At 60.0% G+C, this 17,371-nt stretch carries 18 protein-coding genes and 1 riboswitch; of the genes, 17 read left to right on the top strand and 1 reads right to left on the bottom strand.

Going from position 1 to position 17,371, the window contains the following annotated elements; genetic code table 11:
* Window positions 1–60: 60 nt before the first annotated feature.
* Window positions 61–891, bottom strand: coding sequence for a heparin lyase I family protein (locus ACRY08_RS13610; protein ID WP_432450499.1), 831 nt, complete (start codon window positions 889–891; stop codon window positions 61–63).
* 217 nt (window positions 892–1,108) lie between these two features.
* Here ACRY08_RS13610 and miaB point away from each other — a divergent pair, with 217 nt between their 5' ends.
* From miaB to trpB, 17 genes are all read left to right on the top strand, one after another.
* Window positions 1,109–2,449, top strand: a complete 1,341-nt coding sequence (gene miaB, locus ACRY08_RS13615) for a tRNA (N6-isopentenyl adenosine(37)-C2)-methylthiotransferase MiaB (protein WP_432450500.1) — start codon at window positions 1,109–1,111, stop codon at window positions 2,447–2,449.
* A 218-nt stretch (window positions 2,450–2,667) separates the two neighbouring features.
* Window positions 2,668–3,249: an OmpA family protein gene (locus ACRY08_RS13620; RefSeq protein ID WP_432450618.1), complete on the top strand. Its 582-nt coding sequence runs from the start codon at window positions 2,668–2,670 to the stop codon at window positions 3,247–3,249.
* Window positions 3,250–3,260: 11 nt separating this feature from the next.
* Complete coding sequence (locus ACRY08_RS13625) at window positions 3,261–3,569, top strand: hypothetical protein (protein WP_432450501.1); 309 nt, start codon at window positions 3,261–3,263, stop codon at window positions 3,567–3,569.
* A gap of 150 nt (window positions 3,570–3,719) precedes the next feature.
* Entirely contained in the window at window positions 3,720–4,787 is a 1,068-nt protein-coding gene (locus tag ACRY08_RS13630; RefSeq protein ID WP_432450502.1) for a PhoH family protein, read from the top strand.
* Window positions 4,788–4,849: 62 nt separating this feature from the next.
* Window positions 4,850–5,329: an rRNA maturation RNase YbeY gene (gene ybeY, locus ACRY08_RS13635; RefSeq protein ID WP_432450503.1), complete on the top strand. Its 480-nt coding sequence runs from the start codon at window positions 4,850–4,852 to the stop codon at window positions 5,327–5,329.
* 32 nt (window positions 5,330–5,361) lie between these two features.
* Window positions 5,362–6,306 (top strand): transporter associated domain-containing protein, encoded by a 945-nt coding sequence (locus tag ACRY08_RS13640; protein WP_432450504.1) that lies wholly within the window; start codon window positions 5,362–5,364, stop codon window positions 6,304–6,306.
* Window positions 6,299–7,855 (top strand): apolipoprotein N-acyltransferase, encoded by a 1,557-nt coding sequence (lnt, locus tag ACRY08_RS13645; RefSeq protein ID WP_432450505.1) that lies wholly within the window; start codon window positions 6,299–6,301, stop codon window positions 7,853–7,855. The genes ACRY08_RS13640 and lnt overlap by 8 nt, the downstream gene beginning before the upstream one ends.
* A gap of 32 nt (window positions 7,856–7,887) precedes the next feature.
* Window positions 7,888–7,936: riboswitch (SAM-SAH riboswitch) on the top strand.
* A 5-nt stretch (window positions 7,937–7,941) separates the two neighbouring features.
* Window positions 7,942–9,108 carry a methionine adenosyltransferase gene (gene metK / locus ACRY08_RS13650; protein WP_432450506.1) on the top strand — a complete coding sequence of 389 codons (1,167 nt, stop codon included), beginning with the start codon at window positions 7,942–7,944 and terminating at the stop codon, window positions 9,106–9,108.
* A gap of 73 nt (window positions 9,109–9,181) precedes the next feature.
* Complete coding sequence (gene trmB / locus ACRY08_RS13655) at window positions 9,182–9,910, top strand: tRNA (guanine(46)-N(7))-methyltransferase TrmB (protein WP_432450507.1); 729 nt, start codon at window positions 9,182–9,184, stop codon at window positions 9,908–9,910.
* 171 nt (window positions 9,911–10,081) lie between these two features.
* Window positions 10,082–11,434 (top strand): 3-phosphoshikimate 1-carboxyvinyltransferase, encoded by a 1,353-nt coding sequence (gene aroA, locus ACRY08_RS13660; RefSeq protein ID WP_432450508.1) that lies wholly within the window; start codon window positions 10,082–10,084, stop codon window positions 11,432–11,434.
* Entirely contained in the window at window positions 11,431–12,036 is a 606-nt protein-coding gene (locus ACRY08_RS13665; RefSeq protein WP_432450509.1) for a (d)CMP kinase, read from the top strand. The genes aroA and ACRY08_RS13665 overlap by 4 nt, the downstream gene beginning before the upstream one ends.
* Before the next feature lie 72 nt (window positions 12,037–12,108).
* Window positions 12,109–12,639, top strand: a complete 531-nt coding sequence (locus ACRY08_RS13670; RefSeq protein ID WP_432450510.1) for a hypothetical protein — start codon at window positions 12,109–12,111, stop codon at window positions 12,637–12,639.
* 205 nt (window positions 12,640–12,844) lie between these two features.
* Window positions 12,845–14,521, top strand: a complete 1,677-nt coding sequence (gene rpsA, locus ACRY08_RS13675) for a 30S ribosomal protein S1 (RefSeq protein WP_432450511.1) — start codon at window positions 12,845–12,847, stop codon at window positions 14,519–14,521.
* 287 nt (window positions 14,522–14,808) lie between these two features.
* Window positions 14,809–15,090: an integration host factor subunit beta gene (ihfB, locus tag ACRY08_RS13680; protein ID WP_432450512.1), complete on the top strand. Its 282-nt coding sequence runs from the start codon at window positions 14,809–14,811 to the stop codon at window positions 15,088–15,090.
* Between the two features lie 9 nt (window positions 15,091–15,099).
* On the top strand, window positions 15,100–15,450 hold the full coding sequence (locus tag ACRY08_RS13685) for a LapA family protein (RefSeq protein ID WP_432450513.1): 351 nt from the start codon (window positions 15,100–15,102) through the stop codon (window positions 15,448–15,450).
* 6 nt (window positions 15,451–15,456) lie between these two features.
* Window positions 15,457–16,101 (top strand): phosphoribosylanthranilate isomerase, encoded by a 645-nt coding sequence (locus ACRY08_RS13690; protein ID WP_432450514.1) that lies wholly within the window; start codon window positions 15,457–15,459, stop codon window positions 16,099–16,101.
* A gap of 20 nt (window positions 16,102–16,121) precedes the next feature.
* Window positions 16,122–17,369, top strand: a complete 1,248-nt coding sequence (gene trpB / locus ACRY08_RS13695; RefSeq protein ID WP_432450515.1) for a tryptophan synthase subunit beta — start codon at window positions 16,122–16,124, stop codon at window positions 17,367–17,369.
* Window positions 17,370–17,371: the final 2 nt, after the last annotated feature.

Here is a 17,371-nt window from a genome sequence, read left to right on the forward strand (position 1 = left end):
GATGTGAATATTCTCGAAAAGCCCGTGGCACAACAGATTGTTACGTCGCACAGGCGCGGTTCAGTCGACCGGTTTGCGTCCATCGATGGCGATGCTGTCGCGGGTTTTGCCCATGCGCACCTCGTCAAAGAAGGCAACTTGCGTGGGCATCGGCCCGCCGTGACGACTGACAAAGGACCGGTATATCCCGTATTTCACGTAAAACTCCTTGGGCACAAAACGCAGGAACTGATTGCTTTGCAGCTTACGCGCGCCGTTTACATAGACCTCGAGCAATGGGTTGCCGGGTGTGGCGCGAATGTGGATTTCCACATCGGTCCAACGGCCGCGCATCTGGTTGAGGCTGGCCAGATTGTAGTGCGCACAGACGTCACGCACATTGCTTGCCGACCCGGAAAGGACGTGCACACAGGCCTGCCACTGATTGCCAATCGCATCCATTTGCAGAAGCGGCGGGAAAGAGGGCAGCCCCCCGGCCGAGCCTGTCGGGCCGCCGCGCTGGTGGATTTGCCCGAGCGAGGTCTTAACTCGCGGGCTGGATTGAAAGTCTTTCGGCAGGTAGATGCTGAAGCCGATCCACCATTCTGATCCGACCCGGATGTTTTTCTTCAGTTTAACCTCTGACCGTTCGCGATTGTTGTCGCAATCGCTCCAGCCCGGATCACGCCCGCAATCGCCCGGCCGGACCTCGAACCTTTGTGACCGTTTACCAGCCCGCGCGTGGCCTTTCACGATCTGATACCCGTGTTTCGTTTTGCTTAGGCTGCGTTCGGTCGACAAGCGGCCCGCCGCAGCGCTGTCTGGAAAGGCAAAGCCAATTGCAAGGGCGGCCATGGTGATCACGGCCCATGTGCTGAACCTTCGGTCGGGGCGCTTTGTGAAAACGGTCATGGCTGTGCTCCTTTCAAATCAAATAAGGCGGGTCTCGACATCTTTGGGTGTTTCGCGTGGTCAAAATGAACGACTCATCGATGGCTCGACGCTAGCACAGCAAGGGGGTTTGGCAAAAAAACGGGTGACCCCGATGTTGCGCCCGCTGTTGCTCAGGTGATTGCGCCGCGCTTTGATGCACGGTATGAGGCGGCTTGATCCAATGCAGGACCGCGCGATGACTGACCAGAAAGCTGATCCGAAGAAACTCTTCATCCGCACCTATGGGTGCCAGATGAACGTCTATGACAGTGAACGCATGGCCGAGGCGCTGGGCGCGGATGGGTATGTGCAGACGGACACGCCTGATGACGCGGATATGATCCTTCTGAATACCTGTCACATCCGCGAAAAGGCGGCTGAGAAGGTCTATTCGGAACTGGGGCGTTTCAAAGGGTTAAAGGCCGAAAAGCCGGACCTGAAGATCGGGGTTGCAGGCTGTGTGGCCCAGGCCGAGGGCGAAGAGATCATGCGCCGCCAGCCCATGGTGGACCTTGTGGTCGGTCCGCAGACCTATCACCGGCTGCCTGCGATGATGGAGCAGGTGAAACAGGGCGAAAAGGCGCTGGACACCGAGTTCCCCGAGGAAGACAAGTTTGAGCATCTGCCCAAATTGCGCGGCCAGAAGGCCAAGCGGAACCCGGCTGCGTTCCTGACAGTGCAGGAAGGCTGCGACAAGTTCTGTGCGTTCTGCGTGGTGCCCTATACCCGCGGCGCCGAGGTCAGCCGCCCGGTGGAACGCATCCTGCGTGAAGCCAATGAACTGGTGGAACGCGGGGTCAGGGAAATCACGCTGTTGGGTCAGAATGTAAACGCCTATCATGGCGCCGGGCCTGATGGGGACTGGTCGTTGGCTCAACTGATCTGGGCGCTGGACAAGGTGGATGGGCTGGAACGTATCCGTTTCACCACCTCGCACCCCAACGACATGTCTGATGACCTGATCGACGCACATGGCACCTGCAAAAAGCTGATGCCCTATCTGCATCTGCCGGTGCAGTCGGGCTCTGACAAAATTTTGAAACGCATGAACCGGTCACATACGGCCGACAGCTATCTTCGCCTGATCGAACGCATCCGCGCGGCCCGCCCGGATATCCTGATTTCGGGTGATTTTATCGTCGGCTTCCCGGAAGAAGATGATCAGGATTTTGAGGACACGATGGATCTGATCCGCGCGGTGAACTACGGGCAGGCCTTCAGTTTCAAATACTCGACCCGCCCCGGCACCCCGGCGGCTGAGCGGGCTTTGGTGGATGACGCGGTTGCCTCTGAGCGGCTTTATCGATTGCAGGCCTTGATCACCGAACAGCAGCGCGCCATTCAAAACGCGATGGTTGGGCAGGAAGTCGGCGTTCTTTTTGAGAAAAAAGGCCGCTTTGACGGGCAGATGGTGGGCAAATCCGACCACTTGCACGCGGTGCATGTGGACGGGCCTGAACTGCAGCCCGGCGACCTGAAACGGGTGAGAATCATCGAAAGTGGCCCGAATTCGCTGGCTGGCAAACTGATCGAATAATTCAGCCGGAAACAATGCGTTTCCCGGAAAGTCGCAACAATACCCCTGTCCATGGTGTATTGTCGCAGCCATGTTCACAATATCTTGTGAAAACATCTTCCCAATTCCGTGGATTTTGATAGTTTGAGCAAAAGCTTCGTCAAATGCCCCGCATCTGGCGGCTCAAGTTCATTAAGGTGCACATACCGCTCAGGTTTTTGCGGGCGTGCCGGAAAGAAATGGGGGAAACGGTGATTACCACGCTCAAGAAATCCCTGGGTTCGGGACTGGCGGTTGCAGCCGCTCTGGTTTTGACGCTCGGCACGGCTTCAGGCCCGCTTCATGCACAACAATACGTTACCGGCGAACGCTATGTCCCCGGCATCTGGGTCGACCCGGACGGGTGTGAACACTGGGTGATGGATGATGGTGTCGAAGGCTATATGACCCCGCATGTCACCCCCGATGGTCGCCCGGTCTGCCGCCGTGGCAATATCTGCGCGGTGATGAATTCGGATCAGCTTTTCGCCACTGACAAGCATGCGATCAGCGCGGCAGGTCGTGCAAAGCTGGAAAACTTCTTTCAGCAGGCTGGCGCAAGCGCCTATGTGATCTCGGGTCACACGGACAGCCGCGCATCCGATGCCTATAACATTCGCCTGTCAGAGCGTCGCGCAAATGCCGTCGCGCGTGTTGCGCAAAGCGTTGGCGCGCGGGTTGCTTCGGTGCGGGCCTATGGCGAACGTCATCCGATTGCGACCAACAGCACGGCGTCTGGCATGGCCAAGAACCGCCGCGTCGAAATCATCTGCCTGCGCTGAGGAGAGAGCATATGAAACTGATCAAACCCCTCGCTGTTCTGGGCATGACCGTGGCTTTGGCCGGGTGTGTGGATGAATTGGGCGACAAGAAAGACAAGACCATCGACCGTGGTTTTGACACCAAAAGCGTCAGCCAGTTGATCGCGGGCATCTGGGTTGACCCCAATGGCTGCCAGCACTGGATCATTGACGATGGCGTCGAAGGTTACCTGTCGGCCCGTATGGACAAATACGGCAAGCCGATCTGCAACAGCATCTACCCGAAAGGCTACGCGGTCGGGAATTACAAAAAGGGTTCGCCCTTCGCGGACACAATTTGATTGTGCCAACGGCATATCGCTTGACCGAAGGGGCTGCCGGATTACCGGCGGCCCTTTTTCGTGACAGACATGTGAAGTTTGCCGACGCCCCCTTGCGCCCGCGCGCTCCTCTTGGCACCATCAAGACAGGAACCTGAAACGGAGACCCCTTTGGGATTTGAAGAACCGACCGCAGCCCCTGACGCACAAACGGCTCATGAAGCGCTGCTGGAATTCCCCGACAACCGCCTTCTTATTGATTTGTGCGGTGAGTTTGATCGCAACCTGACACATATCGAAAGCCATCTGGGCGTTCAGATCATCCGGCGTGGCAATCAACTGGCCGTGATGGGCGAGGCCGACGCCCGCGAGAAAGCCTGCGAGGTGCTGCGCGCGCTCTATATCCGGCTCGAGGCCGGCAAGGCGGTCGAGCCGGGCGATATCGATGGTGAGATTCGCATGGGTGGCTCGGGCGATGGCACCGGCACCCGCGATGGTGACCAGATGGAGATGTTCAAAGGCGCGGCGGTCGAGATCAAGACCCGCAAGAAGACCATTGAACCGCGCACGGATGCCCAGAAGGCTTACGTGCAGAGCCTGTTTGAAAATGAACTGGCCTTCGGCATTGGTCCGGCGGGTACGGGCAAGACCTATCTGGCGGTGGCCGTTGGGGTGAATATGTTCCTGGGCGGGCATGTGGATCGCCTGATCCTGTCGCGCCCGGCGGTGGAAGCGGGCGAAAAGCTTGGTTATCTGCCCGGCGACATGAAAGACAAGGTCGACCCTTACATGCAGCCGCTTTATGACGCGCTGAATGACTTTTTGCCGGGCAAGCAGGTCACCAAGCTGATCGAAGAAAAGAAGATCGAGATCGCGCCTCTGGCCTTCATGCGCGGGCGCACGCTGGCCAACGCCTTTGTGGTGTTGGACGAGGCGCAGAACGCCACCACCATGCAGATGAAGATGTTTCTGACCCGTCTGGGTGAAGGCTCGCGCATGGTGATCACCGGGGACCGCAGCCAGGTCGACCTGCCGCGGGGCGTGGATAGCGGGTTGCGCGACGCCGAGGGGCTGTTGAAGGGGATCAACCAGATCAGCTTCAACTACTTCACCTCGAAAGATGTTGTGCGTCATCCGTTGGTTGCCAAGATCATCGAGGCCTATGACGATGCCGCGCAAAAGGCGATGGTGCGCAAGGCGGAGAAGAAGGGCGGGGGCTCTGCCCCGTCCGCTCGTTGAGCGGCCTCCCCCCGCCGCTCGTTGAGCGGCCTCCCCGAGGTATTTTTTGACAAGAAAATGAGATGAGCGTCGACATAGTATTCGAAGACCCACGCTGGGAAGGGGTGGGGTTGGCTGCAATTGCCGAGGCCGCGTTTGACGAAGTTCAGGCGCGGTTTGGTCTTGCAGGGTCTGAAGTTGCGGTTCTGGCCTGCGATGACGCGCGCATTGCAGAGCTGAACGGAGACTTCCGTGAAAAGCCGCAACCGACCAATGTGTTGTCGTGGCCTTCGCAAGAGCGGGGCGCGCAAGTGCCGGGGGGCACGCCGCTGGCGCCGGACGACCTGGAGCTTGGGGATATTGCCATCGCGTACGAGACCTGCCTGCGCGAGGCCGAGGCGCAGGCCAAGCCAATATCAGACCATGTGACCCATTTGATGGTGCATGGGCTGCTGCATTTGTTGGGTTATGATCACATAAATGACAAAGATGCGGGTCTGATGGAGGGTTTGGAGGTTGAAATCCTTGGCAAGATGGGCATTTCCAACCCATATGAAGAGTAGACGCGCGTTTGCGCAGGAATGGAAAAGGAACAATGGGCGATACAGCGGACGGATCTTCTGCGGCGGCGCAACGCGCGCAGGACGACAATGACAGTAGCAATTCCGGCTTTTTCAGCCGTATCATCGGTGCGCTGAGCCCCTCGGACAGCGAGGCGGCGATCCCGGTGCATGAGCCCACCCCTGAAAACGGTATGCCGCAGCCTGTTTCGCCGGGCATGGTCAATCTGCGCAGGCTTCGGGTCGAAGATGTGATGATCCCGAAATCCGAGATTGTGTCCGTGCCGCTGGGCATTCGCAAAGACGAGCTGGTCACCCTGTTTCGCGACAGTGGCCTGAGCCGTCTGCCGGTGTTCAAAGACACGCTCGACAATCCAGTGGGGCTGATCCACCTGAAAGATTTTGCGCTCAATCACGGGTTCAACGGCAAGCAGACCGCGCGGTTTGCGCTGCGCAAACTGACACGCCCGTTATTGTTCGCGCCACCCTCCATGCCCATTGGTGTGCTGCTTCAGAAGATGCAGACCGAACGCATTCATATGGCGCTGGTGATCGATGAATATGGCGGTGTTGACGGGCTGGTGACCATCGAAGACCTGATCGAACAGGTGATCGGCGAGATCGAGGACGAGCACGATCTTGAGGAAGGCGCGTTGTGGTTGCAGGAAGCTCCCGGCTGTTATCTGGTCGAGGCGAAGGCGCCGCTGGATGAGTTCGAGGCCGAGATCGGGTTGCGTCTGCATGGCGATGATGCGGATGATGACGAGATTGATACGTTGGGCGGTCTGGTCTTTGTGCTCTCAGGGCAGGTGCCTGCGCGTGGCGAAATGATCCCACATCCCGCGGGGGCGGAGTTTGAAGTGGTCGATGCAGACCCGCGCCGTATCAAACGCCTGCGCGTACGCGTACCGACACGCATGCACAAGAATGCTCCGCCCAGCGGCGAGGCGCCGTCAGACGACGTGCCGGGCGATGACTGACATCAGGCCTGCCGGGCTGGATGCCTCTGGGCGTCGGCTGCAGTTGGCAGGCGCGTTTCTGGCCGGGCTATTGGCGGCATTGGGGCAGGCGCCATTTGGCCTTTGGCCTGCCACGGTGGCGGGCTTGGCGTTGGGCCATGCGATCTGGCAGCAAAACGCCACACCCGGCAAAGCGTTCTTACCCGGATTGGCCCTTGGGGCAGGGTATTTCATCCTGACCCTGAGTTGGCTGGTAAACCCGTTCTTCGTCGAGCCGTGGCGCCACGGTTGGATGGCGCCATTCGCCCTTGCCGGAATGGCCGTGGGGCTGGGGTTGTTCTGGGCCGTCGCGGGCAGTCTGGCGCGCAGCCTTACCCCGGCAACAAGGGGCGCTGGGCGGGGATTTGGCTGGCTGTCATGGGCCATGTGTTTGTCCGCCGCCGAGATGGCACGCGGATGGCTTTTCACCGGGTTTCCATGGGGCGGGCCGGGCCTGACATGGCTGGATACGCCGATCGCTCAACTGGCAGCCTATGTGGGGGTGACCGGCTTGTCCGCGTTGACATTCTCGCTGGCCGCAGCCCTGGCCACCCTGCCGCGCAGCACCGCGCGGTTGCGCAATACCGGATTGGTGCTGATCGCGATGGCGCTGGTTTTGTTTGCAAGCCTGCCGATGCATCGCCCTGATGTGCCTGCTGACCGGCCGGAGCGTATCCGGCTCGTACAGCCAAACGCCCCGCAGCATTTGAAATGGGACCCGCGCCATGCGCCGCTTTTCTTAGAGCGTCAGATCGATCTGACCGCCGCTTCGCCCACCTCTGCTGACCCCGCGCCGGAGCTGACGATCTGGCCCGAAACCTCTGTGCCGTATTTGATGGATTTGGATAGCGGATTGTTTGCCAAAATTGCAAAGGCGGCCTCGGGCAGGCCTGTGGCGCTGGGTATCCAACGCGGCGAGGGGCTTCGGTTTTATAACAGCCTCGTGGTGCTGGACGGTCAGGGGCAGGTGACCGGGCTTTATGACAAGCATCATCTGGTGCCCTTTGGCGAATACATTCCTTTTGGTGACATGTTGCAATCCGTTGGCATCCGCGCCTTTGCCGCTCAACTGGGGCGGGGGTATTCGGCGGGGCCGGGCGCGCAGATGATTGATATGGGGGCGCTTGGTACGGTGCTGCCGCTGATCTGCTACGAAGCGATCTTTCCGCGTGACATCCGTGCAGCCGCCTCACGTCCCGATTGGTTGTTGCAGGTGACAAATGACGCATGGTTCGGCGGCTTTTCGGGGCCGCAGCAGCATCTTGCACAAGCCAGATTCCGTGCCATCGAGTTTGGTCTTCCCATGGTGCGCGTGGCCAATACTGGCATCAGCGCCGTCATCGACGCGCGGGGGAATATGCGTGCCTCGATCCCGCTGGGGCAGCATGGGTGGGTCGATCACCATCTGCCCGGCGCATTGCCGCAAACAGCCTATGCACGCTTTGGTGACCTTCCGTTAACCCTGTTTCTGATATCTGCAGCCATGGCCCTTCTGTCACACAGGTCGCGCGGGGTGCGCGTTTCGCATTGACCTTCCCTGCAAAGGGCTGATACGCGAAGCAAGCACCGCCACAACGGCTTCCTGACGTGGTGGGTCGATATGAACGGAGCAGCCCCATGACACGCAAGAACTATGTTTTCACTTCGGAAAGCGTATCCGAAGGACATCCCGATAAGGTCTGTGACCGCATTTCGGATGCCGTGCTTGATGCCTTTCTGGCCGAAGAGCCCAACGCGCGTGTCGCGTGCGAGACCTTTGCCACCAGCGGAATGGTTGTGATCGGCGGAGAGGTCGGCCTGTCCGATCAGGAACGCCTCAAGGTGATGATGGGGTCTATTGGGCAGATCGCCCGCGATTGCATTCGTGACATCGGCTACGAACAGGAACAGTTCCACTGGAATACCTGCCGCGTTCTGAATTTCCTGCACGAACAATCCGCCCATATCGCCCAAGGCGTTGACCGTGATGGGGCCGGGGATCAGGGCATCATGTTTGGCTATGCGGTGAATGAAACGCCCGAGCTGATGCCGGCGCCGATCCAGTATTCTCATGCCATTTTGAAACGCCTTGCCGAGGTGCGCAAAAGCGGCGCTGAACCCAAGCTTGGCCCGGATGCCAAGTCGCAGATCTCGTTGCGTTACGAAGATGGAAAACCGGTCGAGATCACGTCGATTGTGCTGTCCACTCAGCACCTGGATGAAACCATGACCAGCGACGATGTGCGCGCGTTGGTCGAACCTTACATCCGAGAAATTGTGCCTTCTGACTGGATCAATGGCGGCACGGAGTGGCACGTGAACCCGACGGGCAAGTTCGTGATTGGCGGGCCGGATGGCGATGCAGGCCTGACCGGGCGCAAGATTATTGTGGACACCTACGGTGGCGCAGCCCCGCATGGTGGCGGCGCGTTCTCGGGCAAAGACCCCACCAAGGTGGACCGCTCGGCCGCTTACGCCGCGCGCTATCTTGCCAAGAACGTCGTGGCCGCTGGCCTGGCCGAACGCTGCACGCTTCAGCTGTCCTATGCCATCGGTGTGGCCAAGCCGCTGTCGATCTATGTCGACACGCACGGGACCGGCGTTGTGCCGGAAGCCCAGATTGAACGCGCCGTCGCGCAGGAAATGGACCTGACCCCGCGCGGTATTCGCGAGCATCTTGGGCTGACCAAACCGATCTTCCAGCGCACCGCGGCCTATGGCCATTTTGGCCGGGCACCCGAGGCCGATGGCGGCTTCAGTTGGGAAAAAACCGATCTGGTCGAGGCGCTGAAAAAAGCTGTCTGAACCAGATTGATGACCATAAAAAGGGCGGGCCGTCACTTGACGTGCCCGCCCTTTGCATTGCATAGGCGCGGCCATGACCCAAGATGACGCATCGCAAAACAAACACCGCTCGGGCGCGCCGTGGCGCAATTTCTATGGCCGTCTGAAAGGCAAAGGGCTGCGGGACAGCCAGAAAACCTATCTGGACGAGGATTTGGCCGCGCTCAGCCCCGGTGCCGTCGGCTGGGACGAAAATCCCGACCGCACTCCCTTGGACCTGAAGGCGCTGTTTGGCGATAAGCCTGTCTGGCTGGAAACCGGCTTTGGCGGGGGCGAGCATATGGTGCATCAGGCCGCGACCTACCCGGATATCGGCATCATCGGCTGCGAGCCCTATATCAACGGCGTCGCCATGCTGCTGGGCAAAATCCGTGACGCGGGCTGCGAGAACGTCGCCGTGCATCCGGGCGACGTGCGCGACCTGTTTGATGTTTTGCCAGCGGAAAGCATCGACAAAGCCTTTCTGCTTTACCCCGACCCGTGGCCAAAGAAGCGCCACCATCGACGCCGCTTTGTGACGCCGGAATACCTTGAACCCTTTCACCGTGTTCTGAAACCCGGCGCCGAGTTCCGCGTGGCCACCGATATTCCCGACTATGTCCGCCAAACGCTGGAAGAAGTCCCGCGCGCGGGCTTTGAATGGCTGGGAGAACGTGCCGAGGATTGGCGCAGGCCATGGAGCGACTGGATTTCAACGCGCTATGAGCAAAAAGCCCTGCGCGAAGGCCGCACGCCACACTATCTGACCTTCCGCCGGATCTGACCTCTGAAGAGCAGGGGTGGGTTCGACTTGCGCCCGGACCCGTGCCGCAGGCACGGGCCACCCCCAAGCCGAAGGTCTCATCTGTGATGAGACCGGGGCGCGGGAGGCTTTGGCTCTGGCCTCATATGAGTGTCTGCGCTATCAGAAGCCGAAGACCATAGGAGAACACCCATGTCCGGACACGGCCCCGCCATTCCCATGACCGCCCGCAAATCTGGCCCGCTCACGGGCGAGGCGCTTGTTCCCGGTGACAAATCGATCAGCCACCGGTCGTTGATCCTGGGCGCCATGGCGGTGGGCGAAACCCGCATCACCGGACTTTTGGAAGGCGAGGATGTGCTGGGCACGGCAGACGCCATGCGCGCGTTTGGCGCAGATGTGGAACGTCTGGGCGAGGGCGAATGGCGCGTAAACGGCGTTGGCGTCGGTGGTTTTGCCGAACCTGAAGACGTGATTGATTGCGGCAATGCGGGCACCGGCGTGCGGCTGATCATGGGGGCGATGGCGACCTCTCCGATCACGGCGACCTTCACCGGCGACGCTTCGCTGCGGTCCCGCCCGATGGGCCGTGTGACCGACCCGATCGCGCTCTTTGGCGCCGAAAGCTATGGCCGCGAGGGTGGGCGCATCCCGATGACCATCGTCGGCGCGCGTGAACCTGTTGCCGTCACCTACACCACACCCATGGCCTCGGCGCAGGTGAAATCTGCGGTGCTTCTGGCGGGCCTCAATGTGCCCGGCAAAACCGTGGTGATCGAGAAAGAAGCCACCCGCGACCATACCGAGCGTATGCTGGCCGGGTTTGGCGCAGAGATTACGGTTGAAGACACCGATGAAGGTCACAAGATCACCCTGACCGGACAGCCCGAACTGAAGCCGCAAACCATCGCGGTGCCGCGTGACCCGAGCTCGGCCGCTTTCCCGGTTTGTGCCGCGTTGATCGTGCCCGGATCGGAGGTATTGGTGCCCAATATCGGCCTGAACCCGACCCGCGCGGGTTTGTTCTATACCCTGCAAGACATGGGCGCGGATCTGACGTTTGAAAATGAACGCCTTGAGGGGGGCGAGCCCGTCGCAGACCTGCGCGCGAAGTATTCGCCCAACATGAAGGGCATTGTCGTGCCAGCCGAACGCGCGGCCAGCATGATCGACGAATACCCCATTCTGTCCGTCGTTGCGTCCTTCGCCACGGGCAAGACCGAGATGCCTGGCGTGCACGAGCTGCGCGTGAAGGAAAGTGACCGGATTGACGCGATGGCCAAAGGCCTGCGCGCCGCGGGTGTCACCGTGGACGAGGGCGAAGACTGGTGGTCGGTCGAAGGCCTTGGTCCCGACGGCGTGCCCGGCGGCTGCACCGTCGCCACCGTTTTGGACCACCGCATCGCGATGAGCTTTGCTTGCTTGGGCTTTGCCGCGCAAAACCCTGTTGATCTGGACGATGGCAACCCAATCGCGACGAGTTTCCCGGTGTTTGAACCGCTGATGACGGGGTTGGGTGCACAGCTTGCCCGGTCAAACACATGACCCGTTTCACAGTTGCCATTGACGGCCCAGCCGCAGCTGGCAAAGGGACAATTTCGAAAGCCGTTGCGGCGCATTTCGGCTTTGCCCATCTGGACACGGGGCTTCTGTATCGGGCTGTTGGAGCCAAAACCCTGGCGGGCGCTGATCCCATCGCCGCCGCCCGTTCCCTGACCCCCGCCGACATGCAGGGCAACCTGCGTACCCCCGATGTGGCGCAGGCAGCCTCCAAGGTGGCCGTGATCGCCGAGGTGCGCGCGGCACTTGTGGACTTCCAGCGCAACTTCGCGGCCCGCGATGGCGGTGCCGTGCTTGATGGGCGCGACATCGGCACGGTTATTTGCCCCGATGCAGATGTGAAACTGTTCGTCACCGCCAGCGCCGAAGTGCGGGCTGAACGCCGTTTCTTAGAGCTTTCCGCCAAAGACCATGAGGTCTCCCGCGGCCAAGTTCTGGCCGACGTGATTGCCCGCGACAAGCGCGACAGCGAACGGGAAGAGGCGCCATTGAAACCCGCCGTGGATGCGGTGATCATTGACACGTCCGACCTGTCGATCGAGGACGCCGTGGCGCAGGCCATCGCTCGTATCAATGCGGCCCGCTGACAGGCTGTTCACCGGATAGTGCATCGTATGTGACCCTCCGCCCCGCTAACATCGGGGGAAAGGAGACTGAACATGCGCTTTCTCGCGACACTTGGCATCTTCTTGCTGTGCCTGACCCCGGCCCGCGCGCAGCAGGCTCCCGTGTCCGAACCGCCGATGACCATCGAGCGGATGGTGCGCATTTTCACTGCCATTGACCCGCAATTGCAGTTGATCGGCCCCCGCGTCCAGCTTTTGGTGAATGACACACCTGTGCTGGTCATTGCCGACCCGTTGGCTGATCGCATGCGCGCGATGGTGCGGATCGGTCCGGCAGAGGCGTTGGACGCCGACCTGTCGATGCGCCTGCTACAGGCCAATTTCGACGCGGTGCTGGATGCGCGCTATGCCATCGCGCAGGGGCAGGTCTGGTCGGTCTTCATCCACCCGCTATCGCCGCTGGAAACCCGGGAGTTGGTTTCAGGGCTCGCGCAGGTGGTGAACGCAGCGCAAAGCTTCGGCATAGCCTTCTCAGGCGGCGGCGTTCAGTTTGGCGGCGGTGATAGCAACGCGCTGCATCAGGAGCTTCTGGAGCAGCTGCAGAAGAAGGGGCTACCCCTCTGATCCCCCTTGATTTCCTGACAGAATCCGCGTAATCCCCGCCCTGTCGACAAGGTGCAAATGCCGCGACACAGGGAAAGACAGGCAGGGTCGGTGCTCCGGCCCTCTTTGTTTTGCGGCTAACCTGTTGACCAAATTGGACAAATCCAAGACCGGCGGAGACAACCGCTCGGCCCGATAAAATGACTGTAAAGGAATGAAACGCCACATGGCTAACGCAACTATGGAGGAATTCGAAGCCCTCCTTAACGAAAGCTTCGAAATGGACACGCCCGAAGAGGGGTCTGTTGTCAAAGGTAAAGTCATCGCTGTTGAAGCTGGCCAAGCCATCATCGACGTCGGCTACAAAATGGAAGGCCGCGTTGATCTGAAAGAATTCGCAAACCCGGGTGAAGCCCCTGAAATCGCCGTTGGCGACGAAGTGGAAGTCTACCTGCGCGCGGCTGAAAACGCCCGCGGCGAAGCTGTCATCTCGCGCGAGATGGCCCGCCGTGAAGAAGCATGGGACCGCCTGGAAAAAGCATACGCAGACGATGCACGCGTCGAAGGCGCGATCTTCGGACGCGTCAAAGGCGGCTTCACTGTCGACCTTGGCGGCGCTGTGGCCTTCCTGCCCGGCAGCCAAGTTGACGTGCGCCCCGTGCGTGACGCAGGCCCGCTGATGGGTCTGAAGCAGCCGTTCCAGATTCTGAAAATGGACCGTCGCCGTGGCAACATCGTTGTGTCGCGCCGCGCCATCCTGGAAGAGAGCCGTGCCGAACAGCGTGCTGAAGTCATTGGCAACCTGACCGAAGGCCAGGCTGTTGACGGTGTGGTCAAGAACATCACCGAATACGGTGCGTTTGTTGACCTGGGCGGCGTAGACGGCCTGCTGCACGTCACCGACATGGCATGGCGCCGTGTGAACCACCCGTCGGAAATCCTGTCGATCGGCGAGACCATCAAAGTTCAGGTCATCAAGATCAACAAAGAAACCCACCGCATCTCGCTGGGCATGAAGCAGCTGCAGGACGATCCGTGGGATCTGGTTGCTGCGAAGTACCCGCTGGAATCGACCCACACCGGTCGCGTGACGAACATCACCGACTACGGTGCGTTCGTCGAGCTGGAGCCGGGCGTCGAAGGTCTGGTGCACGTGTCGGAAATGTCGTGGACGAAGAAGAACGTTCACCCCGGCAAGATCGTGTCGACCTCGCAGGAAGTCGAAGTCATGGTGCTGGAAATCGACTCGGCCAAGCGCCGCGTGTCGCTGGGTCTCAAGCAGACCATGCGCAACCCGTGGGAAGTCTTTGCAGAAACCCACCCCGAGGGCACCGAGGTCGAAGGCGAAGTCAAGAACATCACCGAGTTTGGTCTGTTCATTGGCCTCGACGGCGAAATCGACGGCATGGTTCACCTGTCGGACATCTCGTGGGACCAGCGTGGCGAAGAAGCCATTCAGGACTTCAAGAAGGGCGACGTTGTCAAAGCGGTTGTGTCGGAAGTTGACACCGACAAAGAGCGTATCTCGCTGTCGATCAAAGCGCTGGACGGCGATCCCTTCGCTGAAGCTGTTGGCGGCGTGAAGCGCGGCTCGATCATCACTGTTGAAGTGACCTCGATCGAAGATGGCGGTATCGAGGTTGAGTATGAAGGCATGAAATCCTTCATCCGTCGTTCGGACCTGTCGCGTGACCGTGCTGAACAGCGCCCCGAACGCTTCGGCGTTGGCGACAAGGTTGACGTGCGCGTGACCAACGTGGATTCGAAATCGCGTCGTCTGGGCCTGTCGATCAAAGCCCGCGAAATCGCAGAAGAGAAAGAGGCCGTGGAACAGTATGGTTCGTCGGACTCGGGTGCGTCGCTTGGCGACATTCTGGGCGCTGCCCTGAAGCAGGACGACTAAGTCCCGCACCAGAAATTTTGAAACGGCCCCGTGGGAAACTGCGGGGCCGTTTTCTTTTTCGGACTGACGAATCAATCCAGATCAAACAGCGCTTGACCCAACCCGACTCAGCCGGGATGTCATGTGCGCCTGCAGCATCCGGGGAAATCGGGTGAAAAAGCAGGCTATTTCCTGCGAATTTGTACTTTCCGTCGCGCAAGACTTGTATCCTGCGCGTCTGTTTGATCCTATAATCAGACGGAATAAGGATGAAAAATCCATTAGATAGCCAATTTGGGGGGACAAGGATGATCCGGTCGGAACTGATCCAGAAGCTTGCGGACGAGAACCCGCACCTCTATCAGCGCGACGTTGAACGCATCGTCAACACCATCTTCGAAGAGATCATCGAGGCCATGGCCCGTGGTGATCGGGTCGAGCTGCGCGGCTTTGGCGCATTTTCGGTGAAGAAAAGAGATGCTCGTATCGGGCGCAACCCGCGCACGGGTGAGTCTGTCAAAGTCGAAGAAAAGCATGTGCCGTTCTTCAAGACAGGGAAACTTTTGCGCGATCGTCTGAACGGTAAGTAAGAGGTCTTTATGCGGTATATCCGTTACGCGTTTTTGGCGGCTCTTGGGGCTGTCCTGATCACGGTTGCTCTGGCCAATCGCGCCAGTGTGACCCTGAATCTTCTGCCTGGTGAACTGTCAGGCTTTCTGGGGTGGAGCTGGTCCATCACCCTGCCGCTCTTCGTCGTCATTTTTGGCGGCGTGATCGCGGGTATCCTGATCGGCTTCGTCTGGGAATGGCTGCGTGAACACAAGCTGCGCGCCGAAGGTGCACGTCACCGCCGCGAACGTGATGAATTGGCGCGCGAGGTGAAATCCCTGCGCGAACCAAAGGCGCAGACGGGGGATGATGTTCTGGCGCTGATCGACGATCCCCGCTGAACCAAGATGTCCATATCGGTCAAGATTTGCGGTCTGAAGGACCCGCGCCACATTGCGGCGGCGGCCAATGCTGGCGCGCGCTATATCGGGTTCAATTTCTTTCCTAAAAGCCCGCGTTCGGTGACTGTTGATGAAGCGGCAGAGCTGATGCTCGACGTCCCGGTTGGGGTCGCCAAGGTCGCCTTGGTGGTCAACATGGACGATGCGGGGATCGACAAGATCCTGTCGCGCACAACCACGGATATGATCCAGCTGCACGGTTCGGAAACCCCCGAACGTGTGGCAGAGGTGAAGGCGCGGTTTGGCCTGCCGGTCATCAAGGCCATCGGCATTGCCGGGCCCGACGATGTGTCTCAGATCGAGGATTTCGCGGGCGCGGCCGATCAGTTGCTGATTGATGCCAAAGCGCCAAAGGGCGCTGACCTGCCCGGCGGCAACGGCATCAGCTTTGACTGGCGGTTGGTGCAGCGCAAATACTGGCCTTGCCCGTGGATGCTGGCCGGTGGACTGACCCCCGAGAATGTCGCCGAAGCCATCCGCCTGACCGGCGCAAAGCAGGTCGATGTCTCGTCAGGGGTTGAAACCGCGCCCGGGATCAAGGATGACAGGCTGATCGCGGCCTTTTGCGCCGCTGCGCAATCCGGCGTCTGAGCCACGAGGGGAGTGAACCCATGTCCAACGATCTGTTCAACAGCTTCATGAACGGTCCCGACGAAAAAGGCCGCTTTGGCGATTTCGGCGGGCGGTTCGTGTCGGAAACGCTGATGCCGCTGATCCTTGATCTGCAGGCTGAATATGAAAAGGCCAAAACCGACGACAGCTTCTGGGCCGAGATGAACGACCTGTGGACCCACTATGTTGGCCGCCCCAGCCCGCTCTATTTTGCTGAAGGCCTGACCAAGCATTTGGGCGGCGCCAAGGTCTATATGAAACGTGACGAGCTGAACCACACCGGCGCGCATAAGATCAACAATGTGCTGGGGCAAATCCTTCTGGCCCGCCGCATGGGCAAGACCCGCATCATCGCTGAAACGGGCGCGGGGCAGCACGGCGTGGCCACCGCCACGGTCTGTGCGAAGTTCGGCCTGAAATGCATCGTCTATATGGGCGCGCATGACGTACAGCGACAGGCGCCGAATGTGTTCCGCATGCGCCTTCTGGGCGCCGAGGTGATCGCGGTGGAAAGTGGTCGTGGCACGTTGAAAGACGCGATGAACGACGCGCTGCGCGACTGGGTTACCAATGTGGCCGACACCTTCTATTGCATCGGTACGGCCGCGGGCCCGCATCCCTATCCGGCCATGGTGCGCGACTTTCAGTCGATCATCGGCAAGGAAGCAAAAGAGCAGATGCAAAAGGCCGAGGGCCGTCTGCCCGACACTTTGATTGCCGCGATCGGAGGCGGGTCGAATGCAATCGGCCTGTTCTATCCGTTCCTGGATGACGCCTCGGTCAATATCATCGGCGTTGAAGCGGGCGGCAAAGGCGTGAATGACAAGATGGAGCATTGCGCTTCGCTGACCGGGGGGCGTCCCGGCGTGCTGCACGGCAACCGCACCTTCCTGTTGCAGGATGACGACGGGCAAATTCTTGACGGCTATTCGATCTCGGCCGGGCTGGACTATCCAGGCATTGGGCCGGAACACAGCTGGCTGCACGATATTGGGCGTGCCGAATATGTGGCGATCACCGACAAGGAAGCGCTTGAAGCGTTCCAGCTGTGTTGCGCGACTGAGGGCATCATCCCCGCGCTGGAACCCTGCCATGCGCTGGCCCATGTGATGAAGATCGCACCAACCCTGTCTGAGGATCACATCATCTGCATGAACATGTGCGGGCGCGGTGACAAAGACATCTTCACCGTCGCCAAATACCTTGGTTTTGACATGTCGGACACCGAAGGTCGCACCGCAGACTGACG

The sequence above is a fragment of the Aliiroseovarius marinus genome, from assembly GCF_050881025.1.
In the GTDB taxonomy this organism is placed as follows: Bacteria; Pseudomonadota; Alphaproteobacteria; order Rhodobacterales; family Rhodobacteraceae; genus Aliiroseovarius; species Aliiroseovarius marinus_A.